The sequence below is a fragment of the Specibacter sp. NPDC078692 genome, assembly GCF_040686835.1.
Lineage (GTDB): Bacteria > Actinomycetota > Actinomycetes > Actinomycetales > Micrococcaceae > Specibacter.
Genome location: NZ_JBFBLV010000033.1, coordinates 16,514 through 43,383, shown reverse-complemented (window position 1 = coordinate 43,383; position 26,870 = coordinate 16,514). Strand labels below are relative to the sequence as shown.

Annotated in this window: 26 protein-coding genes and 1 riboswitch; of the genes, 18 read left to right on the top strand and 8 right to left on the bottom strand. The window is 62.0% G+C overall.

Translation table 11 applies throughout. The features are described 5' to 3' along the window. Positions 1–365: 365 nt before the first annotated feature. Positions 366–1,319: an MBL fold metallo-hydrolase gene (locus tag AB0O97_RS17515; protein ID WP_363884378.1), complete on the bottom strand. Its 954-nt coding sequence runs from the start codon at positions 1,317–1,319 to the stop codon at positions 366–368. 213 nt (positions 1,320–1,532) lie between these two features. Here AB0O97_RS17515 and AB0O97_RS17510 point away from each other — a divergent pair, with 213 nt between their 5' ends. Then, a complete protein-coding gene (locus AB0O97_RS17510; protein WP_363884376.1) occupies positions 1,533–2,501 on the top strand; it encodes a helix-turn-helix transcriptional regulator in 969 nt (322 codons plus the stop codon). On the opposite strand, the gene AB0O97_RS17505 is transcribed toward AB0O97_RS17510, so the two are convergent. Then, positions 2,498–2,800: a hypothetical protein gene (locus tag AB0O97_RS17505; RefSeq protein WP_363884374.1), complete on the bottom strand. Its 303-nt coding sequence runs from the start codon at positions 2,798–2,800 to the stop codon at positions 2,498–2,500. The genes AB0O97_RS17510 and AB0O97_RS17505 overlap by 4 nt on opposite strands. A 12-nt stretch (positions 2,801–2,812) precedes the next feature. Then, positions 2,813–2,924: riboswitch (SAM riboswitch) on the bottom strand. Between the two features lie 100 nt (positions 2,925–3,024). Beyond that, positions 3,025–4,548: a sodium:solute symporter gene (locus AB0O97_RS17500; protein WP_363884372.1), complete on the bottom strand. Its 1,524-nt coding sequence runs from the start codon at positions 4,546–4,548 to the stop codon at positions 3,025–3,027. A gap of 214 nt (positions 4,549–4,762) precedes the next feature. Here AB0O97_RS17500 and AB0O97_RS17495 point away from each other — a divergent pair, with 214 nt between their 5' ends. Beyond that, positions 4,763–5,350: a helix-turn-helix domain-containing protein gene (locus AB0O97_RS17495; protein WP_363837418.1), complete on the top strand. Its 588-nt coding sequence runs from the start codon at positions 4,763–4,765 to the stop codon at positions 5,348–5,350. Positions 5,351–5,587: 237 nt separating this feature from the next. On the opposite strand, the gene AB0O97_RS17490 is transcribed toward AB0O97_RS17495, so the two are convergent. Then, positions 5,588–7,567, bottom strand: coding sequence for an amino acid transporter (locus AB0O97_RS17490; protein WP_363884371.1), 1,980 nt, complete (start codon positions 7,565–7,567; stop codon positions 5,588–5,590). A gap of 414 nt (positions 7,568–7,981) precedes the next feature. On the opposite strand from AB0O97_RS17490, the gene speB reads away from it, so the two are divergent. Beyond that, positions 7,982–9,064 carry an agmatinase gene (gene speB, locus AB0O97_RS17485; RefSeq protein ID WP_363884370.1) on the top strand — a complete coding sequence of 361 codons (1,083 nt, stop codon included), beginning with the start codon at positions 7,982–7,984 and terminating at the stop codon, positions 9,062–9,064. Positions 9,065–9,123: 59 nt separating this feature from the next. Further along, complete coding sequence (locus tag AB0O97_RS17480; RefSeq protein ID WP_363838156.1) at positions 9,124–10,794, top strand: thiamine pyrophosphate-binding protein; 1,671 nt, start codon at positions 9,124–9,126, stop codon at positions 10,792–10,794. A gap of 156 nt (positions 10,795–10,950) precedes the next feature. Here the strand turns inward: AB0O97_RS17480 and AB0O97_RS17475 are convergent, their stop codons facing one another. Then, positions 10,951–11,124: a transcriptional regulator gene (locus AB0O97_RS17475; protein ID WP_363837404.1), complete on the bottom strand. Its 174-nt coding sequence runs from the start codon at positions 11,122–11,124 to the stop codon at positions 10,951–10,953. Between the two features lie 44 nt (positions 11,125–11,168). On the opposite strand from AB0O97_RS17475, the gene AB0O97_RS17470 reads away from it, so the two are divergent. The 5 genes from AB0O97_RS17470 (at position 11,169) to AB0O97_RS17450 (ending at position 14,392) form a co-directional block, all read left to right on the top strand. Beyond that, the gene (locus tag AB0O97_RS17470) at positions 11,169–11,798 is read left to right on the top strand and encodes a hypothetical protein (RefSeq protein WP_363884368.1); all 630 of its coding nucleotides are present in this window, start codon (positions 11,169–11,171) and stop codon (positions 11,796–11,798) included. 304 nt (positions 11,799–12,102) lie between these two features. Further along, entirely contained in the window at positions 12,103–12,435 is a 333-nt protein-coding gene (locus AB0O97_RS17465) for a PadR family transcriptional regulator (RefSeq protein ID WP_363837399.1), read from the top strand. Continuing rightward, positions 12,435–12,794: a DUF1048 domain-containing protein gene (locus AB0O97_RS17460; protein WP_363884366.1), complete on the top strand. Its 360-nt coding sequence runs from the start codon at positions 12,435–12,437 to the stop codon at positions 12,792–12,794. The genes AB0O97_RS17465 and AB0O97_RS17460 overlap by 1 nt, the downstream gene beginning before the upstream one ends. An 11-nt stretch (positions 12,795–12,805) precedes the next feature. Next, a complete protein-coding gene (locus AB0O97_RS17455; RefSeq protein WP_363884364.1) occupies positions 12,806–13,621 on the top strand; it encodes an ATP-binding cassette domain-containing protein in 816 nt (271 codons plus the stop codon). 9 nt (positions 13,622–13,630) lie between these two features. Then, entirely contained in the window at positions 13,631–14,392 is a 762-nt protein-coding gene (locus tag AB0O97_RS17450; protein ID WP_363884362.1) for an ABC transporter permease, read from the top strand. 110 nt (positions 14,393–14,502) lie between these two features. On the opposite strand, the gene AB0O97_RS17445 is transcribed toward AB0O97_RS17450, so the two are convergent. After that, positions 14,503–15,129: a WHG domain-containing protein gene (locus tag AB0O97_RS17445; protein WP_363884360.1), complete on the bottom strand. Its 627-nt coding sequence runs from the start codon at positions 15,127–15,129 to the stop codon at positions 14,503–14,505. A gap of 65 nt (positions 15,130–15,194) precedes the next feature. Here AB0O97_RS17445 and AB0O97_RS17440 point away from each other — a divergent pair, with 65 nt between their 5' ends. Continuing rightward, positions 15,195–16,679, top strand: a complete 1,485-nt coding sequence (locus AB0O97_RS17440) for a carotenoid oxygenase family protein (RefSeq protein ID WP_363884358.1) — start codon at positions 15,195–15,197, stop codon at positions 16,677–16,679. Positions 16,680–16,833: 154 nt separating this feature from the next. On the opposite strand, the gene AB0O97_RS17435 is transcribed toward AB0O97_RS17440, so the two are convergent. Then, positions 16,834–17,340: a hypothetical protein gene (locus AB0O97_RS17435; RefSeq protein WP_363884357.1), complete on the bottom strand. Its 507-nt coding sequence runs from the start codon at positions 17,338–17,340 to the stop codon at positions 16,834–16,836. 141 nt (positions 17,341–17,481) lie between these two features. Between AB0O97_RS17435 and AB0O97_RS17430 the strand changes: the two genes are divergently transcribed. From AB0O97_RS17430 to AB0O97_RS17410, 5 genes are all read left to right on the top strand, one after another. Further along, complete coding sequence (locus AB0O97_RS17430; RefSeq protein ID WP_363884356.1) at positions 17,482–17,889, top strand: VOC family protein; 408 nt, start codon at positions 17,482–17,484, stop codon at positions 17,887–17,889. Between the two features lie 105 nt (positions 17,890–17,994). Continuing rightward, the gene (locus AB0O97_RS17425) at positions 17,995–18,660 is read left to right on the top strand and encodes a TetR family transcriptional regulator (protein ID WP_363884354.1); all 666 of its coding nucleotides are present in this window, start codon (positions 17,995–17,997) and stop codon (positions 18,658–18,660) included. Next, on the top strand, positions 18,657–19,559 hold the full coding sequence (locus AB0O97_RS17420; protein ID WP_363884352.1) for a TIGR01777 family oxidoreductase: 903 nt from the start codon (positions 18,657–18,659) through the stop codon (positions 19,557–19,559). The genes AB0O97_RS17425 and AB0O97_RS17420 overlap by 4 nt, the downstream gene beginning before the upstream one ends. Beyond that, positions 19,552–20,004 (top strand): hypothetical protein, encoded by a 453-nt coding sequence (locus AB0O97_RS17415; RefSeq protein WP_363837376.1) that lies wholly within the window; start codon positions 19,552–19,554, stop codon positions 20,002–20,004. Before AB0O97_RS17420 ends, AB0O97_RS17415 begins: the two co-directional genes overlap by 8 nt. Positions 20,005–20,094: 90 nt before the next feature. Then, positions 20,095–22,125 carry a DUF5107 domain-containing protein gene (locus AB0O97_RS17410; protein WP_363884350.1) on the top strand — a complete coding sequence of 677 codons (2,031 nt, stop codon included), beginning with the start codon at positions 20,095–20,097 and terminating at the stop codon, positions 22,123–22,125. A 49-nt stretch (positions 22,126–22,174) separates the two neighbouring features. On the opposite strand, the gene AB0O97_RS17405 is transcribed toward AB0O97_RS17410, so the two are convergent. Further along, positions 22,175–23,023 carry an SDR family oxidoreductase gene (locus AB0O97_RS17405; protein WP_363884349.1) on the bottom strand — a complete coding sequence of 283 codons (849 nt, stop codon included), beginning with the start codon at positions 23,021–23,023 and terminating at the stop codon, positions 22,175–22,177. 349 nt (positions 23,024–23,372) lie between these two features. On the opposite strand from AB0O97_RS17405, the gene AB0O97_RS17400 reads away from it, so the two are divergent. From AB0O97_RS17400 to aspA, 3 genes are all read left to right on the top strand, one after another. Further along, the gene (locus tag AB0O97_RS17400) at positions 23,373–24,080 is read left to right on the top strand and encodes a FadR/GntR family transcriptional regulator (protein ID WP_363884347.1); all 708 of its coding nucleotides are present in this window, start codon (positions 23,373–23,375) and stop codon (positions 24,078–24,080) included. Beyond that, positions 24,077–25,045 carry an asparaginase gene (locus AB0O97_RS17395; RefSeq protein ID WP_363884345.1) on the top strand — a complete coding sequence of 323 codons (969 nt, stop codon included), beginning with the start codon at positions 24,077–24,079 and terminating at the stop codon, positions 25,043–25,045. Before AB0O97_RS17400 ends, AB0O97_RS17395 begins: the two co-directional genes overlap by 4 nt. A gap of 114 nt (positions 25,046–25,159) precedes the next feature. Then, positions 25,160–26,596, top strand: coding sequence for an aspartate ammonia-lyase (gene aspA / locus AB0O97_RS17390; protein ID WP_363884382.1), 1,437 nt, complete (start codon positions 25,160–25,162; stop codon positions 26,594–26,596). Positions 26,597–26,870: the final 274 nt, after the last annotated feature.

The following is a 26,870-nucleotide window of genomic DNA, read 5'->3' as shown; positions in this document are numbered from 1 at the left end:
GTGAACGTGGCGAAGAAATCATGCGTCAACATCATGAGGAAGATATTCTCGTCGATCACTACACAGGCCGCATTTTCGTCGGTGAAGTTGGGTTCTTGCGGGAAAAGACGGCCGTCTAATGCCGTCTTTTCCCGCAAGCGCCGTCCTTTTTGCGAAGGTGGTGCCGATCCGGGCCGACACCCGTGCGTTCCCGGCCGTTCAACCTCTCAAGCTCTCAAGTCCATACGCAACGTCGAAATGCCTGTCCAGACTATGACGTGCAGACCAAGGTCCACTAAAAGGATAGGCACCTTGAATAGACGCAATTGAATAAGCACCCGCAGCAATGCTGTGCCGGTGGGGCTTAGATTGCTGTGCCCGTGGGTCTAGATCGCCACGAGCGGTGCCCACTCACTGACTGTGAACAATGGTCCTGAACCGCTGTCTGATTTGCTGACCTTGAAGCCGCCGTGGCCACCAAAGTGTGCGGGAAACATGGTCAGTCCCTTCTCTGCGGCCTCGGGGAAGATCCGCTCCCGGGTGGCATTTGCCGTGGCCGGGTCCTCGTCGAAGCAGCTGGAGGTATGGACGTCGTGGACCTGGGCCGGACTGTGCAGGGTGTCGCCGACGAATAGCACTTCCTCGCCGTTCGAGGAGAGCCGCACGATCGATGCGCCCGGTGTGTGGCCAGGCGCGGCTTCGAGGGTCAACGCCTTATCGATGCGATGCTGACCGCTCCATGCTGTGGCCTGACCGGCGTCGAACACGGGCATAATGCTATCTGCCCAGACGGTGTGCGCGCCCTCGCCCATGATGGTGGAATTGCCGCTGGCAGGATTCCAAAAATCGAGATCCTTGGCCGGCAGCAGGTACTCCGCGTTAGGGAACGTCGGCACCCAGACCCCGTCCACGAGCCTGGTGTTCCAGCCAACGTGGTCGGCATGCAGGTGGGTATTTACCACGACGTCCACGTCCTGCGGTGCGATGCCCGCCGCGGCGAGCCGGCCCAGGAATTCGGTCTGCAATTGCGACCAGCTGGGCACGTCGGGTCGGTCCTTGTCGTTGCCGACGCACGTGTCAATGAGGATCACTTTTCCGCCACTGCGCAGAACCCAGGTCTGCATGGCGACGCGGGCCGTGCTGCTCAAGACGGTGTCGCCGTCGGATTCAAGGAAGTGGGGCCGCAACTGGTCGGCGCCGCCTGTCCAAGCCGCGGGATCCGTGCCGGGGAAGAATTGCTCCGGGGTCATGCCAATGCTGCCGACGCTTTCAACGACGCGAGTTACGGTGACGTCTCCGATGGTGAGGACTGGGGCGGTTTCAAGGTTGGAAATTGTCATGGTGATCTGTGCTTTCGCTCGGTGGATTCGTTCTGTGGATTCATTCGATGGCTATGTGAAGTACCGGGGCAACGTGAAGGTAAGTCCCGGCGGGCTGTGTTCTTCCAGCCCTGAAATCCAGTATTCGTTCCAGCGGGGAATCGTGGCACTCCCGCTTTTGCCTACCACTGACAGGGGTAGGCAGCATTGCGTGAAAGGCAGCAGACTAGGGGCATGACATCTCAGGACAATGGCGAGCTGGGTGCTTTTCTGCAGGCACGCCGTGAACGCATTACCCCGAAACAAGCCGGTCTCACGCTGTATGGCGACCGGCGCCGTGTGGCCGGGCTGCGCCGTGAGGAGTTGGCAATGCTGGCTGGAGTCAGTTCTTCCTATTACACAAGGCTGGAACAGGGGCGCTCACGCAATGCCTCACACCAGGTTCTGGATGCTCTAGCCACAGCACTGCAGCTCAACAGCGCCGAACGGGCCCACTTGATTCGGCTAGGGACAACCCCTAAGCGCCGCCCGGGAACCCCTAAACCGCCTATAGAGCACGCCGATCCGGCTCTGCTGGAACTGCTGGCGGCTGTCGGTGACGTACCAGTGCTCATTCTGGGCCGGCGCAGTGACGTTCTCGCCTGGAATTCCTTGGGCCACGCGCTGCTTGCACCACATCTAGATATAGCGGCGCCACTATCGCCTGCAGCGCGACCGAACATGGCATCCATGGTCTTCCTGGACACTGAAACTCGTGCCCTGTATCTGGACTGGCCATCCAAAAGCCGTGCTGTGGTGGGCAATTTGCGGCTCATCGCCGGCAAGTACCCCGAGGATCCGCTACTGGCTCAACTGGTGGGTTCCTTGGCCGTAGCCAGCCCAGAGTTCGCTTCTCTTTGGGCCGACCACAGGGTTCAACCGTGCGCGACTGCTGTGTACGAACTGGCGCACCCGCTCATCGGAAAACTTGCGCTGACCCAACAGACCCTCAGATCGGTGGAGCACCCCGATCAAACCTTCGTAACGCACACGGCTGCGACGCACACGGCTGTCCCTGGATCGTCGGCGCGAGAAGCGCGAGAAGGGCGAGAGGCGCTGGTGCTGCTGGCGCAACTGGTGGGAACCGCGCAGGCCGAGGCAGACAATGCTGCCCGGCTGCACACGCAGCCGCACACCCAGCGGCGCGATAGTGAACGGCGCTAGAAAGCGGAGAGCCGGAACCCCACGTTGCGGCCGGCCCGCACACCGCTCTGCGCCACCGTGACGACCAAGGTGCCCAGCTCTGGAATCCAGCGGGCCGGGCGAACCGCCTGGGTCAGGGCTGTGGCAAGCTGTTGCGGCTCCTGCGTCTGATAGTCGTGGAAGCCGTTGGGGGTTTGAAAGGAAACGGCGCCGCGGTTCACATCTACCGAAGGCAGCACCGGAATTCCGGTGGATTTTGCGGGGGCGGACTGCCCAACATTTTGGCGCTGACGGGGCGTGACAGGGGTGCTCGAAGACATGGCGATGACCTTTGCTTGCTCTTGCCCAACGGAGGTTTCCGCGGGCCGCTTCCTCATCCGAACCACCCGTGAAGCATGGGGTTGGCGTGCGGCCAGTCGGAGCTTGGCGCCGCATCTCTTGAAGCTGTCCTCTACACTACTGTTTTAACGGCCGACGGCGGATGGTGACGTAATAAATTACGTCACCATCCGCCGTCGTACTTCTGAGAAGGTTACTTCACGAGTTACTTCACCAAGGTGGCAGCGTCCTCATCCGGGTTGGAGTCCGTGGCCGCCGCGGCGAGGCGGTCGTCCCAGCCCTTGCGGATGTGCGCGGGGGTCGCCGGGGTCAACAGGGAGATGACAACGTAGACCAGCAGCGAGGCGATGAGGCCGAAGTAGATGGGCTCGTTGGCGTAGATGCCGTCGGCGCTGGGGATGATTGAGGTGGCGTACAGAACCAACATGACCAGGGTCAGTGCGCAACCTACGGCCATGGACCAGGCGGCGCCGAGGCCCGTGCCGCGCTTCCAGACCAGACCGCCGATGATGGCCACGAGCAGGCCGCCAACCAGGATGTCGTAAGCGATGGTGAGGGCGAAGACCACATCGTTGACCACGATGGAGATGACGATCACCATGACACCCAGGATCAGTACGTACCAGCGGTTGGCGCGGACGTCGTGCTCGGGGTTGGCGGTGTCGGAGGCATCGATGGTCTTGCCGAACCAGCTTGCAACGAAGGGGACAACGTCTTTGCGGGCCACCGTGGCGGCGGCAATCAGGGCGCCGGACGCGGTGGACATCATGGCGGCCACGGCGGCGGCCATGACAATGCCGCCGATGCCCATGGGCAGCAGGTAGGTGGCTACTTCGGCGTAGACAACGTCCTTGCCTAGGCCTGCAACATCGATGTCTGGCAGTGCCACAAAGGCGGCCATGCCGATCATGGCACCGGCAACGCCGTACAGGATGCAGTAGATGCCGGCCGTGGCGCCGCCCCACCGGGCCACCTGCGGATCGCGGGCGGTGAAGACGCGCTGCCAAATGTCCTGACCGATGAGCAAGCCCAAGGTGTAGACCACAAAGTAGGTGATGATGGTCTGTACGCCGATGCCATCCCACTGGAAGAAGCTGGCGTCAACGCGTTCCTTGATGCCGGCCAGGCCACCGGCTGCGTTCCAGGTGAAGGGCAGCATGAGCAAGAAGATGCCCACGGTCTTGATGACGAACTGCACCTGATCGGCGAGCGTGATGGACCACATGCCGCCAATGGTCGAGTAAATCAGCACAATGACACCACCGATGGCTATGGCCAACCAACGGTCCAGGCCAAACAGCACCATGAAGATGGTGGCGTAGGCGCCGGTGGAGGTTGCCGAGATCATGATGGTGTAAGCCAGCATGACAATGCCGGACATCTTGGTTGCCTCGGCGCCGTAGCGCAGGCTCAACATTTGCGAGACCGTGTAGATCTTTAGCTTCTGCAACGTCGGAGCGAACAACAGGCTCAGTAGCAGCACGCCGACGCCGATCGCGACCACCAGCCACATGCCGGAAATTCCGAACTTATACCCCAGCCCAACGCCACCAACGGTGGAGGCGCCGCCGAGGACCACCGCAGCCATGGTCCCCGTGTAGAGGAAGGGGCCTAGACGGCGTCCGGCGACGAGGTAGTCGCTATTGTCCTTGGTCCGCGATTTTCCCCACCAGCCAAAGGCCAGCATGGCCACCAAATATAAGACGACTATGGCAATGTTTAAGTCCATGGTGTGCTCCAGTGTGCGAAAGTTATGGGATCTAGCCGCGCTAGCTGAACTAGCGGAGCAGGCCGAGAAATAGAGTAGCCAGGGTCTTGCCTAGCCAATATTGCCTATTGAGCAACAATTGTTGTCTATTAGGATAAACTGTGATCGTGGTTACAGTCAATGTGCCGCTAGAAGTCATTGGATCGCACTAGCAACGCGCAATAGAGGAGCCGTCATGAAAGCCTTAGCCCTAGAGCCCAGTTTTGGGCCGGTTGCCATTGGCTCGCGCATCCGTGCTGCCCGTCAGGATCAGCGCCTGACCATTGAGCAAGTGGCTGAGGCTACGGGCCTAACTAAGGGCTTCTTGAGCCGAGTTGAACGCGACCTCACCTCACCCAGTGTTGCCTCCCTCGTCACTATGTGTCAGGTGCTTTCGATCTCCATTGGGGATTTGTTTGCCGCTCCGGAGACGCACTTGACCCGTAGGGGCGAAGGCCCGCGAATCTCTTTGGGCGGCGAAGGGATCGTGGAGCGGCTCTTGACATCGCGTTCAGAACGGCGGTTGCAGGTCCTCGGTGCCACCATTGAACCCTTTGGCCGTGGGGAATCCGAACTGTACGCCGTGGACTGTGACGTGGATGTCCTGCACATCATCAGCGGGGAACTGACGCTCATTATGACGCAGGAATCGTATGACCTGAAAGCTGGGGATACGCTCTCCTTCCCTGGCCGTGAGCCGCACAGTTGGGAAAACCGCACACCGTATCCGGTGGAAGCGCTGTGGATTCTGGTGCCAGCGGCCTCGGGGTCCGGGGCCAGCTAAGGGGGTCACTGATCTGGGCAATAACACCCTCCAGTGCTTTGGCCCTTACGACGGCGAGATCGCCGACAGCGACGGGAACCGCATCTCGGTGGCCGCTCACCCTGGGATGGGCGGAGGATGTGCACAACCGCTGGTGACGTATTTCCCGCGTTGGCGTCGCTGCGCTCGTGGGGCTTCGTGGGGTGCAGCGTCGCGTGCCTGCGTGTTTAGCCGACGTTGGTGCGCAGACCAGCGAGACTAGCCGACGTGGACCCAGGGGCGCTGCATGAGATCCGGCTCCGCCTCACGGAGCACTTCACGTGTGACGGGGGCAATTTCGCCTTCTCCAATGAACAGGAACTTGAGCAGATTGGAGATGGGATTGCCCTCGTTCCAGCGGAAGTAAATGTGCGGAATGAGTCCTGTGACATCACGAATGTGCAGCAGCACGGCGGCAATAGTGTTGGGCACGTTGGTGGCATGAACCTGCAGGATCTTGAAGCCGTGCCGGGTGATACCTCGGACTTCCAGGTCGGCTTCAAAGTCCGAGGAATCATCCACAATAACTTCCAGGAACAAGACATCCTGCAGATTTCCCATCGCGTTGACATAGGCTGCGTGGGCCAGTTTGCGCCGATAAGCTGCGGCATTCTTGGTCTTTGGGTCGTGGGAAACGATCCGGATGGTGTCCGTCTTTACGGAGGTCACAAAAGCAGTGGCCGCCTCATCCATGTGAATCGATGAGGCACGCAGTTCGAACGCACGGCGCATGCGTGAAAGCAGGCTGACCAACACAATCCCCAAGATAAACAGGGCCGCAATCTTGAGCCCGTCGGGCCGTTCAATGGAGTTCGCCACCGTGGTGTAAATGAAGGCCACCGAGATCACGCCGAAGCCAATCGCCTTCTTTTTCTCACCCTTGCGTTTGGCAGACAGGGTGACCGCAACAGCGGCAGAGGTGATGAGCACCAGCACACCGGTGGCATAGGCACCTCCTTGAGCAACGACGTCGGCCTTGAAAATGATGGTGATCAGAACGGCGACGGCGGTAAACACCAGAACCAGCGGGCGGACGGCTGCCGCCCATTCGGGGGCCATGCCAAAGCGCGGCAGGTAGCGGGGGACCAGGTTGAGGAGTCCGGCCATGGCGCTGGCGCCGGCGAACCAGAGGATGGCGATGGTGCTGATGTCGTAGGCGGTGCCGAAGCCTTCCCCGAGGAGATCGTGGGCCAGGAAGGCTAATGCGCGGCCGTTAGCGGCGCCGCCGGGCTGGAATTCGTGGGCCGGGATCAAGATGGTGGTGGCGAGCGAGGAGGTGATGAGGAAGGAGCTCATGATGAGCGCCGCCGTCGTCAGTAGCTTGTGAGCGCCCTTGATGCGGCCCTCGGGATTCTCTTCGGTATCGGTGGAGCGGCCCTTGATTTGCGGCATGACGGCCACCCCGGTTTCGAAGCCGGAAAGGCCTAGTGCGAGCCGGGGGAAGACGAGCAGTGCCACGGCCACGATCATGAACGGGCTGCCGTGTTGGGTGGTGAGGGCTCCCCACCAGTCGGCGGTGAGGAGGGGGCTTTGCGTCACTTTTGCCAGTGCCACCGAGATCACGATCAAGTTCATGGCGAGGAAAACGGCCACCAGAACCACGGCGATGCTCATGGCTTCCTTGAATCCGCGCAGGAAGATGGCGGCCAGGCCGGCGATCAGGATCAGCGTGATGCCGACGTTGTGGCCCTGCAGGAAGTGGGGTGCAAACGGGTTTTCAATAATGTGAGCGGTGGCGTCGGCGCCGGAAAGCGTAATGGTGATCATGAAGTCCGTGGCGGCAAAGCCCAACAACGCCAGAACGAAGAGTTTGCCCCACCAGCGTGGCAGGAGGCGTTCGAGCATGGCGATGGAACCGGCGCCGTGGGGGCTTTCCCGGGCAACGCGTTTGTAGACGGGGAGTGCTCCGAGCAAGGTGACAAGGACCAGAACGATCGTGGCCAGCGGGGCCAGAACTCCTGCGGCTAGGGCGGCGATGGCCGGCTGGTAACCCAGTGTTGAGAAGTAATCCAGACCCGTGAGGCACATGACCCGCCACCAGGAGGCCGGATGATGATTCTCAGCGGGCCGGCCATGGGGACCTTGACGTTTGCCGGAACTCTCAGGCAAACCCTCCAGTAGCCAGAGGCGCAGGGCAGCCTTTCCCCGCGGCTTTGCATACGTGCCGGGTTCGTCGGGTGCTTTGGCGAGCGATGTCACGAAGGGGCCTTCCGTGTCGTGGCCGTCCATTGGCGGCTTATGGAGACTAGCACCGGGTTGGGCTCGCAGACCCCTGTCTTGACGAAATCTTTACGGCCTGGTTTTTGTGTCACGGGATTCTTCCGGCGGAGTAGTCCGTGCCGCCTTAGTGACCAGCGCCGTAGATAGTGCGGCGGCGAGGGGCATTATCGACGGCTTTCTTGAACGGGAGCGCACGGGAGCGCACGGGAAGCGCACGGCGGGGTGGGCACCTGGGTATCGGGTCCGGCGTCGAGCATAAAAAGTATCCTTTATGAAACTTCTGGTTCCCATTAGTGAACATCGGTTGTACGATGGTGAACAATTGTTTGGGTGTGACGCACGTCTACTGTGCGGGACCCGCCTGAGAAAATGCCACATGAAACGAGGACGTCCATGAAAGAGCTCCGCATCGAGGCCAATGGGAATCTTGGCCCGATCGATTCCGCTCAAATTCCGCGCTATGCCGGTGCTGCAACCTACGCACGCCTGCCACGGTTGGACCAGGTGGCGAAGGCTGATGTCTCCGTTGTGGGCGTCCCCTTCGACAGCGGCGTTTCCTACCGCCCGGGTGCGCGCTTCGGCGCCAATCACGTGCGCGAGGCGTCCCGCCTGCTGCGCCCGTACAACCCGGCCTGGGATGTTTCCCCCTTTGAGAACTGCCAGGTGGCCGACGCCGGTGACATGGCCGTGAACCCCTTCAATATCAACGAAGCCATTGAAACCATCCAGCAAAACGCCCTCGATCTAACGGCTGACGGCGCCAAACTCCTGACCATCGGCGGCGACCACACCATCTCGCTGCCTCTGCTGCGCGCTGCCGCCGAACGTGCCGGCGAGCCCGTGGCCATGTTGCACTTTGACGCGCATCTGGACACCTGGGACACCTATTTCGGTGCCGAATACACACACGGCACCCCTTTCCGCCGAGCTGTCGAAGAAGGCATCCTGGACACCGAGGCCATCTCCCATGTCGGCACCCGCGGTCCGCTCTACGGCAAGAAGGACCTCGACGACGATCACCGCTTCGGATTTGGCATCGTCACAGCGGCAGACGTCTACTACCAGGGGGTGCTGGAAACTGTGGCCAAGATTCGTGACCGCATCGGCAAGCGCCCGCTCTACATCTCGGTCGACATTGACGTCCTGGACCCCGCGCATGCACCTGGCACCGGCACGCCCGAGGCCGGCGGCATCACCAGCCGCGAACTGATCGAGATCATTCGTGGATTCCGCGGCATGAACCTGGTCGGCGCCGACATTGTGGAGGTCGCCCCGGCTTATGATCATGCGGAAATCACCGGCATCGCCGCCAGCCACGTGGGCTTCGAACTCGTCACGTTGATGGCCGACAATCATGTGGAAGGTGACCGCTTTGGCACCCCGAACGGTTACGCCGCGCAGGCCCTTGACGCGGAAGCACGACGCCGGCCCGCCGGTTTCGCGCCCACGGCAGCCACTAAGGGGGAAACCAAGTGACGAACGGATTGAACATGAAAAACCACGCCACGGAGGTTCAGGCCGCAGAGGCCCAGACCATGGAAGCCCAAGCACCGGAAGCCCAGCGCAACGGTGGCGACCTCGTCGTAGAGACCCTGACCGCACTGGGTGCCAAGACCGTTTTTGGTATTCCCGGCCAGCACGCCTTGGGCCTCTTCGATGCGCTCAGCCGATCGTCCCTGCACTTTGTGTCCTCCAGAGTGGAGAACAATTCGGCGTTTGCCGCCGACGGCTACTCCCGTGCCACCGGTGAAGTGGGGGTGCTGTTCTTGTCCACGGGCCCCGGCGCACTTACTGCGTTGGCCGGATTGCAGGAAGCCTACGCCACCGGTGTACCCATGATTGTGGTGGCTAGCCAGATTCCGTTGGAGGGTTTGGGAGCCCGACGCAAGGGCATGTTGCACCAGCTCGATGACCAAAAAGCCTCCGCAGCCAACGTCACCAAGAGCCAGCGACTCATCCAGCATGCCTCCGGAATTCCGTCGGCCATCCAGGATGCGTGGACCGAAGCCGTGTCTTCTCCGCAGGGCCCGGTCTGGATTGAAGTGCCACAAAACGTGCTGCTGGATCCCATCTTCGTGCCCGCAGTCGAGGATGCGCTGGCCGAACCGTTCGACAACCCGCCGCGCGTCGAGCTTGTCAGGGAGGCCGTGAAGTGGTTGACGGCCGCCAAGCGCCCGGCGATTGTGGCCGGTGGTGGCACCCGCCGCGGACACGCTGAAAAGCAGTTGCTCTCCATCGCCGAGAAGCTCAACGCACCCGTGGTCTGCACACCCGGTGGCAACGGGGCGTTCCCTTGGAACCATGAACTTTCCTTGCAGTCGTGGATGGAGGACCGCTACGTCACCGAGGTCCTTGAAGACGCTGATGTGCTGGTGGTCATCGGCTCCTCGCTGGGGGAGGTCTCCAGCAATTACTTCACCATGGAGCCGCGCGGGCGCATCATCCAGATCGACGCAGAACCGCGCGTACTGGAATCCAACCGCCCCGCGCTGGGTATCCGGGCCGACGCCGGACAAGCACTGAGCGCTCTCGATGACGCTCTGGACGCATCGTTGCGGGACGATGCCGATTGGCACGGCGCCACACCGCAGGCCGTGGTGGCGGAAACTCTTGCGAAAGTTCAGGCGCGCTTGGACAGCCAGGATTTGGGCCTGGAACGGAAATTCATGGCCGATATCCGCGACGCCGTCCCTGCCGATATGCAAACCTTTTGGGACATGACCATCTCCGCTTATTGGGGATGGAGTTGCTGGGATTCCAAGGACGGCGAGTTCCATTCGGCCCAGGGTGCTGGCGGGCTGGGCTATGGTTTCCCGGCGGCGCTCGGAGCGGCGCTGGGCCTGCAGAGTCAGGGTAAGTCGCCGCGGGTTTTGGCGGTGGCCGGCGATGGTTCCGCCATGTACTCCATCTCGGAATTGGCCACGGCTCGTCAGCACAACGCGCCTGTCACCTGGCTGATTGTGGACGACGGTGGCTACGGGATCCTGCGCGAATACATGATCGACACCTTCGGCAAGGCTACCCACACCGAGCTGGCCCGGCCGGACTTCGTGAAGCTGGCCGAAGCCTTCGGCGTGCCGGCTCAACGGGTCAAGCCGGAGGATGTGGGGGACGCGCTCAAGGCGGCCTTTGCAGCCGACGGCCCCAACGTAGTGGTGGTCGACGTGCTCCTGAAGATGTTCGGCCCCACCCACCTGGACATCTAGCCTCAGCCCCTCAGCGACGCTATCCCACCTTTGGTGCGTTTTTCCGAAACGCTATCCCACCATTGGTTCCCTTTTCGGGATCGCTATCCCACCCAGTACGACGACGGGAGGTCACCTTCGCGAAGAAGGTGACCTCCCGTCGTCGTACTTCAGACGTTACTGGGCGAGGAGCTCGAGCAGGTTCTGCCGGTACTCCAGAAACGCTGCCCGCCCACGCGCAGTAATGCCGAGGTAGGTGACCGGGGTGCGGCCCTGGATGGTCTTTTCTTGGATGATGTAACCAGCGTCCTGGAGCCTGTGCAGGTGCACCGACAGATTCACCGCCCTCATGTCGCGCAATCGGGCGCCTCACCGCGAGGCCTAGACTGGGGCGCATGGCCATTATTTATGACGCGCAGTTGAGCCCATCCAAGTCCGAACTCCTTGAGAAATGGCTGCCGTCGCAGCCGTGGTTCCGCGGCGAAGCGTCCACATTGGTGCGACTCGGAGCGTTTCGCTTCGACGATCCCGCCGGTGAGGTGGGAATCGAAACTCACGTTCTCGCCGTCGATGGTGCGACGTATCAGGTGCCGTTGACCTATCGTGGCGCCCCGTTGGAGGGTGCTGAGGATTTCCTGGTGACCACCATAGACCACTCGGTTCTTGGCACGCGGTGGGTCTATGATGCCACGGCCGATCCGGTTTATCTCCACGAGCTTGCCGCCGCCATAGTCTTGGGGAAGCCGCAAGCGCCGGAGCAGTTGGTGGTGGGAGATTCGTTCGAGGCCCTTCCTGTCACCGTCTCCGTGAGCAGTGTAGGAACGCACGACGCCGCTCTGCCGGAGTTGCGCTTCGAGGCCCCGCGAACTGCTGCAGGAGTCACCACTATTCCAGCTGGGTCAATCAACTTCGCCGTGCTGCGCGAGCTAGACACCTCGGGTGCTCGCCAGTCCGGACCCGCGCTAACTGCCCGATGGGATGGTCAGGACGAACCCGTAGTGGTTGCTGCGGCGATTATTGTCTGAAGCTGAGCTGTTCAGGCCCTAATTTCCCGAGTTACCGAATTCGAGTCGCCACATATGGCCCGTTCGCGGCCTCGGAACAGGCCATATGTGGCGACTCGAATCAGCTGGACGATGCGAATCGATTTATCTGCGGTTTCGAATTGCCGACGCGAGGTGAGGGCACCATTTCGAGCGGCGCCGAGATCGTGGTGTACCTAGCGTTTTTGGTGCGGTTCTTGTTCTAGCTCGCCCCTTCCCACCTCTACTACTTAGCGCTACTATGTACTTGTAACTAGTAGTGCTAAGTAGCTGAGGGGAGTGTGCCGTGGGGAAGCAAATGACGGAGATGCTCAAGGGCACTCTGGAGGGCATTGTTCTGGCTATTCTGGCCACGCAGCCCGCCTATGGCTACGAAATCACCGCGCAACTGCGGGCTCAAGGCTTTGATGACATTGCTGAAGGCACTGTGTACGCGCTGTTGGTGAGGATCGAGCGCAACGGGACGGTCGACGTCGTCAAGGTCCCCTCCGAAAAGGGCCCGCCGCGGAAGGTGTATTCGCTGAATCCGCAGGGCCGGGAACAACTTGAAGAATTCTGGAGAACGTGGGGCTTCGTGGCCGAGAGGCTGGAGAAACTCCGTCGTGGAGGATGGCAATAATGGCTGCAAAATGGATCGAGACGGTCACTGGATCGCTCGAGCAAAAGAAGCAATACAAGGCCAATAAGGCGCGCATGCAAGCACTGCCGGCGCCGTATCGCACGGCGGTCGACGCGATCGAGCGGTACCTGACGTACTTTGGCGCCATTAATAAGGGCGATGTTTTGGTGACGATGTTCCAGGACCTCGGCGATCTTTTCGAACAGGCGGCGGCGGACGGCACCCCGATTCGCGACCTGGTCGGCGCGGACCCCGTTGAATTCGTGGAGGCGTTTCTGGCGAATTACGCCGAAGGGCAGTGGATCAGCAAGGAACGACAGCGCCTGATCGATACCATTGACGGCATCACGGAAGCCTAGCGGAGCCCGCCATGAGTGCGTTTACGCCCCAATCCCTGGCCATCTCGGTGCAGGGTCTGGAGAAGTCGTTTAAGAATGTGCACGTGCTGCGGGGCGTGGATTTCGAGGTGGCCCGCGGCAGCATCTTCGCCCTCTTGGGGTCCAACGGGGCTGGCAAGACCACTATCGTGAAGATCCTTTCCACCCTCTTGAAGCACGACGCCGGTGCTGCCGCCGTCCACGGATTCGACGTCGCCTCCCAGCCCGGCAAGGTGCGGGAATCGATCAGCCTCACAGGCCAGTTCGCCGCCGTCGATGAAATTCTGACAGGGCGGGAAAACCTTGTGCTGGTAGCCAAGCTGCGGCATGTGGCGGACCCAGGTGTTGTGGCTGATGGCCTCCTGGTGCGGTTCGCGCTGACCGAGGCGGGCTCCCGGAAAGTCGCCACCTACTCCGGAGGCATGCGGCGCCGGCTGGACATTGCGATGAGCCTGATAGGCGACCCGCCGGTCATTTTTCTTGACGAGCCAACCAGCGGGCTCGACCCGCAGGCGCGCCTTGAGGTGTGGGCTGCGGTGAAGGAACTTGCCGGCCACGGCACCACTGTACTGCTCACCACGCAGACCCTTGACGAGGCCGAACATCTTGCCGATCGCATCGCGATCCTGCACGAGGGACGGATCATCGTCAACGGCACACTGACCGAACTGAAGGCGCTGCTGCCTCCGGCCAAGGTCGAATACGTGGAAAAACAACCCACTCTCGAGGACGTCTTTTTTGCCCTTGTTGGCGGGAACGGGCACCAGGGCAGCGCCGGAGTTGCTCGGGAGACCACCACAACGGACTAAGGATCCATCATGAGCAAGCATTTCTTTTCCGACACCGCAGTCCTGCTCGGACGGTCACTGCGGCACATTACACGCAGCATGGACACCATCATCACGACCACCATCATGCCGATCGGGTTTCTGCTGCTCTTCGTTTACGTCTTTGGTGGGGCCATTCACGCGGGCACGGACTCCTATGTGAGCTACCTGCTGCCGGGCATCTTGGTCATCACCATAGCCTCCGGCATCTCCTACACGGCATTCCGGCTGTTCCTGGACATGCAGAGCGGCATCTTTGAGCGGTTCCAGTCCATGCCAATTGCCCGGTCTTCGGTGTTGTGGGCACATGTGGTGACATCGGTGGTAGCAAACTCGGTCTCAGTGATTGTTGTGGTACTAGTGGCCGTCATTATGGGATTCCGCTCGGGTGCTGGGCTCTTGACGTGGCTGGCCGTGGCCGGAATTCTGCTGCTGTTGACGCTGGCATTGACCTGGATCGCCGTTATTCCGGGGCTCACGGCTAAATCGGCGGACGGGGCGAGCGCCTTCGCCTATCCCATCATTTTCCTGCCGTTTATCAGTTCGGCGTTTGTTCCTACGGAGACTATGCCGGGCCCGGTGCGTTGGTTTGCCGAGAACCAGCCGGTGACCTCCATCGTCGACACGATCCGGAACCTGCTGGCGCAACAGCCGGTGGGCGCGGACATTTGGATCGCGCTCATCTGGTGCGTTGGCATCCTCCTTGTCGCGTACGTTTTCGCCATGTTGGCCTACCGGAAGAAGATCGCGTAGGCGCCCGCCGGGCAGAAATGATCCCGGTCCCGCTTTCTGACACCGGGATCCCAGCGTCAGAAAGCGGGACCGGGATCATTTTCCGGGAGTCTGGGTTGGTGGATTGAGGCTCAATGGCCCATCGTGACCGGTGCGGTTAGCAGTCGGGACAGTAGCGGATCCAGCACCTGTTGGGTCGCCCCGTCCTCGGCTCGATAGATGCCGGCAATCTCGAGCATTATGTAACCGTGCAGGGCGCTCCAGCACTGGCCGGCCAAGTGCCGGGAATTCTCTCGCGGGATCACTCCGGCGCCCATCACCCGGTCGAGCGCCTCGGCGAGGACCGCGAACGTGTCCCTGCCGACGTCCATTTCCGTGCGGGTCAGCCGGTAGCCGCCTAGCGAGGCGCCGCCGAACATCACTGCATAGAGGTGCGGGTACTCCAGTGCGTTCTCCCGGTATGCCCGACACAGCCGGACGAGGTCCTCGAGCGCGTCGTCGGTGTGCTCGACGGCAGCCAGACGCTCCCGAAGTCTCGCGAAGCCTTCGGCCACCAGTTCCCGGACCAGGGAGGGCATCCCGCCGAATTGAGTGTAGACCGCCATCGTCGAGGTAGACGCCTCCGTGGCCAGTCGACGGGCCGAGAGGGCAGCGGGTCCTTCCTCGCTGAGCAGCTGGGCTGCCGCTTCCAGCAGGTTCCGGCGGACCCCAGAGGCCAATCCGGGGCGTGGTGTGGAGGGTTCGAATGGAGGGTTCATGGTTGACATTATTACATAACGCCGTTATACCTGAAGTAATAACACTGTTATTGGAGGATGTTGACATGACGAATCGCTATCTTCAAGGAAGCCTTGCCCCCGTACGCGAGGAGCGCACCGCGACGAATCTGCCAGTAACCGGTGAAATACCGGCCAATCTCGACGGTCGTTACCTGCGGATCGGACCAAATCCGGTGGTTGACCCCGGTGACAACTACCATTGGTTCCTCGGCGACGGCATGGTGCACGGCGTCCGTATCGCCGACGGCCAAGCCAAGTGGTATCGCAACCGCTATGTCCGGTCCGCCCATGTCACCGACGCGCTCGGGGAGCCCCGGACGCCCGGCAGCGGTAATCCAGGTGACTTCGCGGCGAATACCAACGTGCTCGAGCATGCAGGACGCACCCTGGCTTTGGTTGAGTCCGGTTCCCCTCCCTACGAACTGACCGCGGAGTTGGACACCGTCGGGCCCTGTGATTTCGGCGGCACCCTAACCGGCCCGATGCAGCGGGGAGGGTACACGGCTCACCCGCACGAAGATCCGTTGACCGGGGAACTGCATGCGGTGACCTACAACTGGCTCCGGGGCAACCGGGTCAACTACTCGGTGCTCGGCACCGACGGCCTGATCCGGCACTCGGTCGACGTCCAGGTCGGTGGCAGTCCGATGATGCACGACTTCGCACTGACTGAGCACTATGTGGTGCTCTACGACCTGCCGGTTGTCTTCGACACCTCGATTGTCACACGCACGATGCCGCGACTGATGCGACTGCCTGCGCGTCTCATGATGAGCCGGCTGATCGGAAAGAACCCGCTGCCGGACAAGGTGATTGACGGGATTGCACGCGGCGCGGCCACCGGCGGCGACCAGGCGCCGAGCGTGCTGCCCTACTCCTGGGACTCGAAATACTCCGCCCGGATCGGGCTGTTGCCGCGTGACGGCGGGAGCGACGACGTTCGCTGGTTCGAGATCGAACCCTGCTTTGTCTTCCACACCCTCAACGCCTACGAGGAGGGGCCGCCCGAAGCTCCGCACAGCGTGACCATTGACGTCATCCGGCACGATCGGATGTTCGCCACCGACCTGCATGGACCGAACGAGGGCCCTTCGACACTGACCCGTTTCACGATCGACCTGCTGGCGGGCAAGGTGCGTGAGGAGCAGTTCGACCAGCAGTCGCAGGAGTTCCCGCGGATCGACCAGCGCCTGACTGGATCCCGGCACCGCTATGGTTACGCGGTCGGCTTCGAGCGCGCACTCGGAGGCGACGGCGTGATCAAGCACGATCTCGTGGCCGGCACCTCTAAAGTCCGCCGACTCGGTACGGGCCAGGAGGCCGGTGAGTTTTGTTTCGTGCCCCTGTCCGACACCTCCGCAGAGGACGGGGGCGTGCTGATGGGCTATGTCCTGGACCGGGCCAGTGACCGGAGTGACCTGGTGCTGCTCGACGCCCAGACCCTCGACGATGTCGCTCGGGTGCACCTTCCGGGCCGAGTTCCCGCCGGGTTCCACGGCAACTGGACGCCTACCGGCGCCGATCGATGACGCAGAACCCTTCCAAAAAAGACGCTCCCTCACCTGGGGGGGGTGTTTGGCCCAACGCTCCTGCAGGTCCGGGTCACGTTCAGCGGACGCCCCGGCAGCGGTTCAAGCGGGCTCTGGACCTTTTTGGCAGTCGTGCGCCGTAGGCGCGGTGTTGTCAGTATTCGCGGGGGAGGGGCTCATGCCCTGCGCGGGGGAGCAGAGCCGGGTACGTGCAAACGGCTGCGGTGAATAACAGCAGGAAACCCAACATGCCCATGGCCACAGAATTGCCGGACACCTCAGTCGGGTCCAAGTCCACGGTGCTGAGTATTGTTCCCAGCGCCACCCCAATCACGCCGTAGCCCAGTGACACGAAGCAGACCACCACGGCTTTCTGGGTGGGAAACCAGTGACCGTCCCGGAAGAACCCGCGGGCCAGGACCCAGCCAATAAGGAACGGGAGAATGGAAGCGGCGAAGATGACAGCCATGATGAGAACCGTCGAGCTGTAGCCAACGCCGTCGGGTCCCACATGCCGGGCAATCTGGCTGGGGATCAGGGGACTGAGAATTAAGTAGAGAACCACGGCCACGATCAGTGCGCAGGCCGGGGCCACGATCAGTAATGGCACGGCTCTGGTGTTCACGCGGGTCATGCCGCTCGTGTTTGAATTCACAGTCAATCTGTCCCCTCGGATTCCAATTCCGAAATGGATTGCAGTAACCAATGTATCGACGCCGGGTCGGGGAGTCGAACCGTTCCGTCCCGGGGATGTTCGTTATGGCTGTAGCGCCAGCGACGACGGTTTGATTACGATTGCGCCATGACACACACCGCACCAGCCCCCGTGATCTATCTCAGTTTTCCCGGCACCGCGCGTGAAGCGCTCACTTTCTATGCCGACATCTTTGGTGGGGAGCTCGTGCTGCACACTTATGAGGAATTCAGCCGCACCGATGGTCCCGGCCATGCGATAGCCCATGGAATGCTCCTGGGTCCGGTCTCCTTGGCGGGGTCGGATGCTGCCACGGGACAACAAACGGTTCGGATGGAAGGGGCCATGCTCTCCCTGCTTGGTACCGCGGACGCAGACGTGCTCGAGGAGTGGTTCGCCGAGCTGGCCGTGGGCGGAACTGTTGTGGATCCTCTGACTGAAAAACCATGGGGAGCCTGCGACGGGCAGGTTATTGACCGTCACGGCCTGCATTGGCTCATTGGGTACGAGCATTGAGAATCCTGAGAAACCCAGCTAGCCCTCCAGCAGTTCCAAAAGTTGAACGTGTTCAAAAATGGTGCTTTACTCAGAACTGAACACGTTCAAAAGATGGGATTCGGTATGGACGCGCAACCGATGGACAGCAAGAGCGAGCAAACCAAGGCGCTGGTACGTGAAACTGCCATGGCCATGTTCCGCACCAAGGGCTACGCGAAAACCACCATGCGGGGGATTGCTGCCGACGCCGGAGTCTCCCTGGGTAGTACCTATTACTACTACGCCTCCAAAGATGAACTGGTCCTGGAGCTCTACCGCGAATCCGTCACCGAGCAGCGGGCCGCCGCCATCTTGGCGCTGGCCGATGCCAGCGGCTTAGCCGAAAGGCTCAAGGCCGCACTGCACGCCGGCATTGACGCACTCACGCCGTATCACTCCTTCGGCAGCGCGTTGATTGGCAGCGCACTTCCGCCGCAATCGCCACTGAATCCGTTTGGTGAGCCGTCGCGGGAAGTCCGGGAGTCCGCCGTCGGAATTTTCAGTGAAGTGGTGGAGGGAGCCAAGGTGCCACAATTCCTCCGCGCCCAACTGCCCGAACTGCTGTGGCTCGGGTACATGGGTGTGGTCCTGTTTTGGGTGTACGACCGCTCCGAAGGCCAGCGCCGCACCCGCACCCTGATCGACGGAGCAGCGCCGCTGATCGCCAAGCTCGTTGCATTCTCGCGCCTGCCGGTGGTCAAACCGTTGGTCGAGGAAGTGCTCGCGCTCAAGGCGAAGGTTCAGTCGTGAAAACCGTTGTCATCGCCGGGGCGTCCGGGTTCATTGGCGCTCATTTTCGCCAACAGTTTGCCGCTGCCGGGTGGCAGGTGCGAACCGTGGGCCGCAACGGCTCAATCGCCGACGCCGCGTGGGGCGACACTGCCGCCATCACCGCACTGCTGGATAACGCTGACTTGCTGCTCAATCTCGCCGGAAAATCGGTCTCCTGCCGCTACACCCCTGCCAACAAGGCCGAGATCGTGCGGTCCCGGGTCGAGACCACAGCCGAGCTGGGCCGGGCCATGGCGGCCTGCGCAAATCCGCCGCGCGATTGGTTCAACGCCAGTACCGGCACCATCTATCGTGATGCGCGGGACAGGCCTCAAGATGAGTACGACGGCGAACGTGGCTCCGGTTTTTCCGTCGAGGTGGCGCGGGGCTGGGAGGAAACGCTCGCTGCCGCGGACACTCCGTCGACGCGGCGGATCCCGCTTCGGATTTCCATCGTCATGGGCCCTGGCGGTGGCGTGATGCGCCCCTTCAACAATCTGGCGCGGCTGGGGCTGGGTGGGCGTATGGGTGATGGTGGGCAAATATTCAGTTGGATTCATGTCCAGGATTTGTTCCGCGCCGTGGTGTTTCTGCACGAGCACAGGGAGATCACGGGACCCGTAAATATCGCGTCTCCAGTGGTGGTGACGAATGCCGAGCTGATGCGGGCTGTGCGCAGCGCAAACCGGGCACCGTTCGGGGTCCCCACCCCGGCATGGCTGCTGAAGATGGGGGCGGTGTTGATTCGGACCGAAACCGAGCTGGTGCTCAAGAGCAGGTGGGTGGCCTCGCGGAAACTCCGGGATGCAGGCTTCATCTGGAAGCATCCGGAACTCAGCGGTGCGCTTGCGAGCATTGCCGGGGATCGGCATGAGTGAGGAAAAGGTGGCCGGATTCAGAATGGAGTATGGGGTCCCGGCGGTATTGATTGGCTGGTTCGTGACGTTCTTCGTTTTCTGCTTGGGATTGACCGTCGCCAACTTTGTGACGGAGGGAGCCAATGGGCTGGGCCTTGGATTCCTAGCCGCGTCTATGATGGTTGGCCTCCCCGTCGCAGTATTGATCGGGTTGCCGCTTGCGCTGCTGATTTCTTGGCCGCTGCGGAGGGTGCGGAACCAGGAACTGCACGTTCTGGTATTCGCACTCGGCGTTGGCGCGGCCATGGTGGGTGGGGTGTATTTCTCCTACGGGGGAGAGGTGAACTGGGGTGCTGCGGCTCTGGTAGCAGGGGCCGCCCTGAGCGCCGCAATTGGGCGGGCTAGCGTCATCACCATGGTGGCGAAACGGAATCAAGTGCAAATCGGGCCGCGAGGTAGGTACTAGCAAGCACGTGGATGGCCAAATCCGCTAGGCTCACAGCAATAGAGATCTCCTGCTTTTTGCGTGCCCCTCGACTGTGATTGGACCTTCCGTATGTCAGCCGTCTCCACCCTGAAAATCACAACCCGGACCCTTGAGCTGGCAGAGTTGGGCGCCGATTCGCCGCTGCCTTCGGTGCAGCCGCTGCTGGAGCCGCCCTATACCGTGGGCGCAGGCATTCCCGAAGAGATCTCAGCGGGGGTGCGCTGGGGCAAGGTCAGCAACATTTACCCCTATCCCATGCAGGAGAGCTATTCGCGAGAGACCCGCGCAACGGAACTGACCGCCGTCGTGCTTGAAAATGAGCATCTGAAGGCCACCTTCCTGCCGCAGCTGGGCGGGCGTCTGTGGGAGCTCACGGACAAGGCCACGGGCAAGGAATTGTTGCACACGCAGGAGAAGATTCAGTTCGCGAATCTGGCCCTGCGCAATGCCTGGTTCGCCGGTGGGATTGAGTACAACATTGGCACGCGCGGGCATTCGCCCACCACGTGCGTGCCGCTGCACACGGCGATTGTGCGCACGCCGGAGGGTCAGGAAATCCTGCGGATGTGGGAGTTCGACAGGCTCCGCGAGGTGGTGTTCCAGATCGACGCATGGCTGCCGGCCGACTCCAACGTGGTCCTGGTGGCCGTGCGCATTCGCAACCCCAACGACAAAACCGTGCCCATGTATTGGTGGAGCAATGCGGCCGTTCCGCAGTCGCCGGACACACGCGTGATTGCCCCGGCGACGCACGCCTACGCGACCGATTATGACGGTTCCATGACCCGCGTGGACACCACCAACTTCCATGGCACGGATGCCACGTGGCCCACTAACAACACTCAGGCGGCGGATTTCTTCTTCGATATTGCCCCTGAGGAGCGGCGCTGGGAAGTTGCCGCCGATGCCGACGGCGACGGGCTGGCGCTGATTTCCTCGGCCCAGCTGCGCGGTCGGAAGCTGTTTGTTTGGGGCGAAGGCGTGGGCGGGCACCGGTGGCAGGAGTGGCTGTCGCCCTCGGATTCTGGCGAGCCGCGGCGCTATGCGGAGATCCAGGCCGGCTTGGCCCAGACCCAGTTTGAGCACGTACCCATGCCCGCCGGGTCCAGTTGGCAGTGGGTTGAGGCGTACGGCAACGCGGGCCTTGATCCGGCCCTCGCCGCGGGGGAGTGGAACGCCGCCGCGGCCCATGGCGCGCAACGCGTGGAGGCGTTGGTCTCTGAGCGCAGTATTGCCAATGCCCTGTCCGACGCCGGACGCTGGGCTGATCTGCCGCCTTCGGAAATGGTGGTGGCTGGCAACGGTTGGGGTGCTTTGGAGCGGGTTCGTCGCCACCATTCCACCACTGACTGGATCGATGAGGCTGGCACACCCTTTGGGGTTGAGACGCTCACCGCAGACCAGGCGCCATGGCTGGAGCTACTCAACGCCAACGAAGGGATTGTGGAGAAGCCCTTTGAAGCGTCTTCGGGAGAGGTGCCGAGTCAGCCATTCGCGGGGGCTGATTCCTTTGTCCGCGGACTGGATTGGGAAGACCTGCTCACGGCTGGCCGGAATGCCAGTGCCGAGGGCGCATTCCACCACGCCGTTATGGTGCATGCCCGGGCGTCCACGTCTGCGGGGGATCAGGGTGTGGTTGCGGCGTTGTACCGAACGGCCCTTGAAGGGAGCTTCGTGGCTGGGGAGCCCTTGAGCGCGCGCAGCCGTTCATTGGCACACCGCGGTTTGGGGTTGGCGCTGATAGCTTCTGGGGATGTGGCCGGTGGTTTGTCCCAGTTGCGGGCAGCTTGCGGCGTAGATCCCAGCTGCCGTGAACTGTTGGTCGAGGCCATGACTCTGGCTCTGGACAACGGTGAGCCCGCTGTGGCGCTGGATGCGCTCAGCCGTGCACCCGAATCTCTGGCATCACTGGGCAGGGCCCGGTTCCTAGAAGCCACGGCACTCGCTGCACTGGGGGAGGACGCTGCCGCCGCCGCGATTCTCACGGCAGGACTGGAAGTGGCCGACCTCCGCGAAGGAGCCAACTCAATCTCGGACCTGTGGACTCAGGTCTGCCCAGGGCAGGATGTTCCGGCCGAGTACCAATTCAGCATGAAGTGACTCCTCTAGTGTCAAAGCGGTCTTCAGCCCTAGTTCTGGGGCACGAGGATCACTCGGTCTGTGCGGCTAGAAATTCGGCGAGGGATTGCGGCTTGTGCCCTGTGAGTTCCTCGACGGAGGTGCTCAGCTGTGCCATCGCGCCCGAGCCAATGGCGGTATACGTGGACACCCAGGCGTCGTATTGCCATTGCGGAGCATCCCAAGCTTTGCGAGATTCATAGGCTTCGGACACTGTTTCGTTGTGGAAGCTGATGTCCCGTTTCAAACCGGCACTGAGAATAGCCGCAACTTCCGCCATGGTGAGGGCCTCTGGGCCGGTGAGTTGGTACGTCCGGCCAGCATGCGCAGCAGGATCTTGGAGGATAGCTGCAGCCGCGGCTGCGACGTCGCGGCGGGAGACCACCGCGGCCTTGCCGGTCCCCGCCGGGCCGCGGATGACGCCGTCGTCCCCTACCATCATGGGCATGAAGTCCAGGTAAAAGTTGTCCCGCAGAAACGTCCACGCCATGCCCGATGCGCGCAGGTGTTCCTCCGTGGCGAAATGATCGCGGGCCAGCGTGAAGAGCGCATCCGGAGCTGCCGCCACAAACGATGTGTAGACAATATGCCGCACCCCGGCAGCCACGGCACCGTCTATGAACGCCTTGTGCTCATCCAAACGGGTGGCGCTTTCCGCGGCTGAGACCATGAGAACCGTGTCGATGCCCTCGAGTGCATGTTCGACGCCGGAGCGGTCACCAAACGCTGCCACCGCTACATCCGCCAGTGGAAGTTTCGGTGCCCGCGCTGGGTCGCGGACAATCAGCCGCTGGGGGAGGCCAGCGGCAGCGAGGGTCCGGGCCGTGTGTCCGCCTATGAATCCGGTGGCGCCGGTGACTGCGATGTATGGAAGTGTCATGGCTCAAGTACAACGTTGGGCGCGGAGATTGTCGAGAGAACCCGGGCGGCTGGCGGCCGCTGCTGCGTCAGCCATTACGTATCTAGCCCCCGAATCAGCGCCCTGCACGCATGCCAGCGCCTAAGCCGCATGCTCGTGGAGGCAGATGCGAGCGTGCACCATCCTGTCCAAACCAATAAGTGGCAGCCGAATCGTGGTTATCGGCAATGCTTGCTTCGTCCACTGGCTCATAAGCGTCGACGAAGCAGTGCGCTAGCGTTCCCGAAAAAGCAGCCATTGCTGCGCTAGCGTCGGGCCGGTTGGCAGGGATGGCTTGACACGCGCTGTGAGCCGTGTCATGGTCTTCACTATGAGCCTGTCAGACAGCTGGACAGCCGGACAGTCGCAAATCGTCCGGGTGAGCGCCGCCGAGGCCGTATTCCAAGCCATCCGCTCCGCCATTGAGGGCGGTCAGCTCACCGTTGGCACCAAGCTCAGCAGCGAAACCGCGCTCGCAGCCCAATATGGTGTCAGCCGCTCAGTGGTCCGTGAAGCCCTCCGGTCCTGCACCGCGCTGGGCCTGACGGAAACGCAGACCGGCAAGGGCACCTTCGTCATAGCCAGCCGAGCATCGAGCGATCTGGTCCTGGGTCAGTTCTCGGCCCGCAGCCTCATGGAGGCCCGCCCTCACATCGAGGTGCCCGCCGCCGAATTCGCAGCAACCCGCCGCAGCACCGAACAACTCGAGGAAATGCGCGGCATCCTGACCCTCATGGCCGAAGAGGACGACCCCGAAATCTGGGTCAACCTGGACGCCGCCTTCCACGGCGCCATCGCCCGCGCCAGCGGCAACGGCGTCTTTGAAAGCGTCGTCAACGACATCCGTGACGCCATGGTGAACCAGTCCGAAACCATCAACCTCATCACCGGCCGGGCACGCCAATCCGACGCCGAACACCTCGTCATCCTCGACGCGATCCAACGCAGCAACACCAAGGACGCGGGCCTCGCCATGGCCACGCACCTCTCCGCCGTCGACACCGCCCTGAGCCAGATCATGGGAGCCACCCAAGCATGAACCGCAGCAATTTTCCGGCCCACGCACCGCTCGCCGTGCAGACGCGCGGCGACCTCATTGAGAGTGTCCATTATGGTTCGCTCGTTGCCCTGACGTCCGACGGCGGGAGCGTCCTCCTGCGTGGAGAGCCCACCGCCCGCATGTACCCCCGCTCCGCCCTAAAACCGCTCATGGCGGTGGCCATGTTGCGCGCCGGTGTGGAACTCTCCGATGAACAATTGGCGCTGGCCTCAGCCAGCCATTCCGGCGCAGCTGAACACCAGAGCACCGCGGCAGCCATTCTGGCAGGAGCCGGCCTCACCCCGGCTGATCTGGGGAACTCCACCGATCTGCCCTACGGTGTGGAGGAACGGGTGCAGTGGCTGGCCGCAGGCAATGGCCCCACCCAGTTGACCCAAAACTGCTCCGGGAAGCATGCCGCGTTGCTGGCCACCTGCGTGCATAACGGCTGGTCGGTGGAGAACTACTTGCACGCAGATCACCCGCTCGCGGCACTCATCCGGGCCACCGTGGAAGATCTCACCGGCGAGGCCATCACCATCGTCAGCACCGACGGCTGCGGCACCGAGGTGTTTGCGCTGTCACTGACGGGCATGGCCCGCGCCTTCGCCCGCATGGTCACGGCAAAACCGGGCACCCCGGAACGCCGCGTTGCAGACGCCATGCGCGCGCACCCCGGGATGGTGGCCGGCCGCGGCCGCGACGTCACCGCGCTGATGCAGACAGTTCCCGGGCTCCTGGCCAAGGACGGTTTTGAAGGCATCCAGGTGATTGCCCTCGCTGATGGCAGCGCCGTGGCACTGAAAATTTCCGACGGCGGCGACCGAGCTCGTATGCCGGCGGCAACTCCGGCACTCATCGCCCTAGGAGTCGACCCTGAGCAAATGACTGCTTTCAATCGCCTCCCCGTCTATGGCGGCGGGCATCACGTGGGCGAACTTCTGGGGCTGCCAGTTCCCCTTTAGTGTCTATCGAGCAGCACCCTAAACAAGCTATTGATCCGAACGTTTATCCGCACCAGAGAGTGCAATTTTGTGGCGCAATGATGCGCCTTTCTTAGGAGAGTCATGACTGAAACCATGTCCACCACGCCCGTATCCGATCCCGTTGAATACCGCAGCGAACATGATCTGATTGGTGACCGCGACATCCCCGCGGACGCCTACTGGGGTGTGCACACGCTGCGTGCCGTGGAGAATTTCCCCATTACCGGTATCCCGCTGAGTAACAACACCCATCTGGTCAACGGCTTGGCCATGGTCAAACAGGCTGCAGCGCAGGCCAACCATGAACTTGGATTGCTCGACGACGTCCGGGCCGCAGCCATCATTCAAGCTTGCCAGGACATCATTGCCGGGAAGCTGCACGACCAGTTCGTGGTGGACGTTATCCAGGGAGGTGCCGGGACGTCCTCGAACATGAACGCCAACGAAGTCATCGCCAACCGGGCACTGGAAATCCTGGGTCACCGCAAGGGCGATTACCAGCACCTGCACCCGAATGACCACGTCAACCTGAGCCAGTCCACCAACGATGTCTACCCGACGGCCGTGAACGTGGCGACCATTTTCGCGGCGAAATCGTTGGTCGGGGCCATGGAATACCTGTGCGATGCCTTCGCTGCCAAGGCTCTGGAATTTAGGACCGTGGTGAAAATGGGCCGCACGCAGTTGCAGGATGCGGTGCCCATGACGCTCGGCCAGGAGTTCAACACCTACGCGGTGACGATGGGCGAGGACCGGGCACGGCTGGCCGAATCCACGCTGCTGGTACATGAGATCAACCTCGGCGCCACGGCAATCGGCACCGGGCTGAACGCTCCGCGGGGCTATTCAGAACTGGCCTGCCGCCACCTTGTGGAGATCTCAGGGCTACCGCTGACCGTTTCAGTTGACCTGATTGAGGCCACGCAGGACGTCGGTGCTTTTGTGCACCTCTCCGGTGTGCTCAAGCGCGTGGCCGTGAAACTATCCAAGATCTGCAACGATCTGCGACTGTTGTCCTCCGGTCCGCGCGCCGGCTTCGGCGAAATCACGCTGCCGGCTGTGCAGGCGGGATCCTCCATCATGCCGGGCAAGGTCAACCCTGTCATCCCGGAAATGGTGAACCAGGTGGCCTATGAGGTGGTGGGTAACGATGTCACCATCACCATGGCGGCCGAGGGCGGGCAGTTGCAGCTCAACGCCTTTGAACCCGTCATTGTGTACAGCTTGACCAAGAGCATGCGCCACCTTGAAGCGGCCTGCATTACCTTGGCCGACAAGTGCATCCGCGGCATCACCGCCCACGAAGACAAGCTACGCGCACAAGTTGAGCACTCCATTGGTCTGGTCACCGCGCTCAACCCGCGCCTTGGCTACGCCACCTCAACAGCCATTGCTCTGGAAGCACTGGCCAGCGGGCGCGGCGTGGCCGAGCTGGTGCTCGAACGCAAACTCCTCACAGAAGAACAGCTCAACGAACTGCTGCGTCCGGAGTACCTCGCCAATCTCAGCGAGCTATCTACCAGCAATTGAGCTCCTCAGTAGCTGACCTCTTCCGTAACTGAGCTCTGCTTCCAGTGATCTCACCAGCAACTTTCCATCCAGTATTTTTCCTTCGAGTGGCCCGAATGCGCGGACGTAGCAGTGCGCTAGCGTTCCAGAAGAAACCGCCATTGCTGCGCTAGTCGCGAAGCTTCGAACCATCGCTGGAGCCGCGGGCTAGGCGCTGTTTCGCTGGCCTCAACCAACGCCGGGAATAACTCCGGAATTCTCTCTGTTGACTCAATTAGATGCAAACGCATGAATT

Bases quoted from the DNA above. Each gene is read 5' to 3' on its own strand.
- AB0O97_RS17480 (WP_363838156.1), top strand. From the start codon at position 9,124: ATGGAAGCCCAAGCACCGGAAGCCCAGCGCAACGGTGGCGACCTCGTC.
- AB0O97_RS17445 (WP_363884360.1), bottom strand. From the start codon at position 15,129: ATGAACCCTCCATTCGAACCCTCCACACCACGCCCCGGATTGGCCTCT.
- AB0O97_RS17470 (WP_363884368.1), top strand. From the start codon at position 11,169: ATGGCCATTATTTATGACGCGCAGTTGAGCCCATCCAAGTCCGAACTC.
- AB0O97_RS17405 (WP_363884349.1), bottom strand. From the start codon at position 23,023: ATGACACTTCCATACATCGCAGTCACCGGCGCCACCGGATTCATAGGC.
- speB (WP_363884370.1), top strand. From the start codon at position 7,982: ATGAAAGAGCTCCGCATCGAGGCCAATGGGAATCTTGGCCCGATCGAT.
- AB0O97_RS17455 (WP_363884364.1), top strand. From the start codon at position 12,806: ATGAGTGCGTTTACGCCCCAATCCCTGGCCATCTCGGTGCAGGGTCTG.
- aspA (WP_363884382.1), top strand. From the start codon at position 25,160: ATGTCCACCACGCCCGTATCCGATCCCGTTGAATACCGCAGCGAACAT.
- AB0O97_RS17510 (WP_363884376.1), top strand. From the start codon at position 1,533: ATGACATCTCAGGACAATGGCGAGCTGGGTGCTTTTCTGCAGGCACGC.
- AB0O97_RS17450 (WP_363884362.1), top strand. From the start codon at position 13,631: ATGAGCAAGCATTTCTTTTCCGACACCGCAGTCCTGCTCGGACGGTCA.
- AB0O97_RS17515 (WP_363884378.1), bottom strand. From the start codon at position 1,319: ATGACAATTTCCAACCTTGAAACCGCCCCAGTCCTCACCATCGGAGAC.
- AB0O97_RS17430 (WP_363884356.1), top strand. From the start codon at position 17,482: ATGACACACACCGCACCAGCCCCCGTGATCTATCTCAGTTTTCCCGGC.
- AB0O97_RS17440 (WP_363884358.1), top strand. From the start codon at position 15,195: ATGACGAATCGCTATCTTCAAGGAAGCCTTGCCCCCGTACGCGAGGAG.
- AB0O97_RS17495 (WP_363837418.1), top strand. From the start codon at position 4,763: ATGAAAGCCTTAGCCCTAGAGCCCAGTTTTGGGCCGGTTGCCATTGGC.
- AB0O97_RS17500 (WP_363884372.1), bottom strand. From the start codon at position 4,548: ATGGACTTAAACATTGCCATAGTCGTCTTATATTTGGTGGCCATGCTG.
- AB0O97_RS17400 (WP_363884347.1), top strand. From the start codon at position 23,373: ATGAGCCTGTCAGACAGCTGGACAGCCGGACAGTCGCAAATCGTCCGG.
- AB0O97_RS17460 (WP_363884366.1), top strand. From the start codon at position 12,435: ATGGCTGCAAAATGGATCGAGACGGTCACTGGATCGCTCGAGCAAAAG.
- AB0O97_RS17505 (WP_363884374.1), bottom strand. From the start codon at position 2,800: ATGTCTTCGAGCACCCCTGTCACGCCCCGTCAGCGCCAAAATGTTGGG.
- AB0O97_RS17475 (WP_363837404.1), bottom strand. From the start codon at position 11,124: ATGAGGGCGGTGAATCTGTCGGTGCACCTGCACAGGCTCCAGGACGCT.
- AB0O97_RS17410 (WP_363884350.1), top strand. From the start codon at position 20,095: ATGTCAGCCGTCTCCACCCTGAAAATCACAACCCGGACCCTTGAGCTG.
- AB0O97_RS17425 (WP_363884354.1), top strand. From the start codon at position 17,995: ATGGACGCGCAACCGATGGACAGCAAGAGCGAGCAAACCAAGGCGCTG.
- AB0O97_RS17415 (WP_363837376.1), top strand. From the start codon at position 19,552: ATGAGTGAGGAAAAGGTGGCCGGATTCAGAATGGAGTATGGGGTCCCG.
- AB0O97_RS17395 (WP_363884345.1), top strand. From the start codon at position 24,077: ATGAACCGCAGCAATTTTCCGGCCCACGCACCGCTCGCCGTGCAGACG.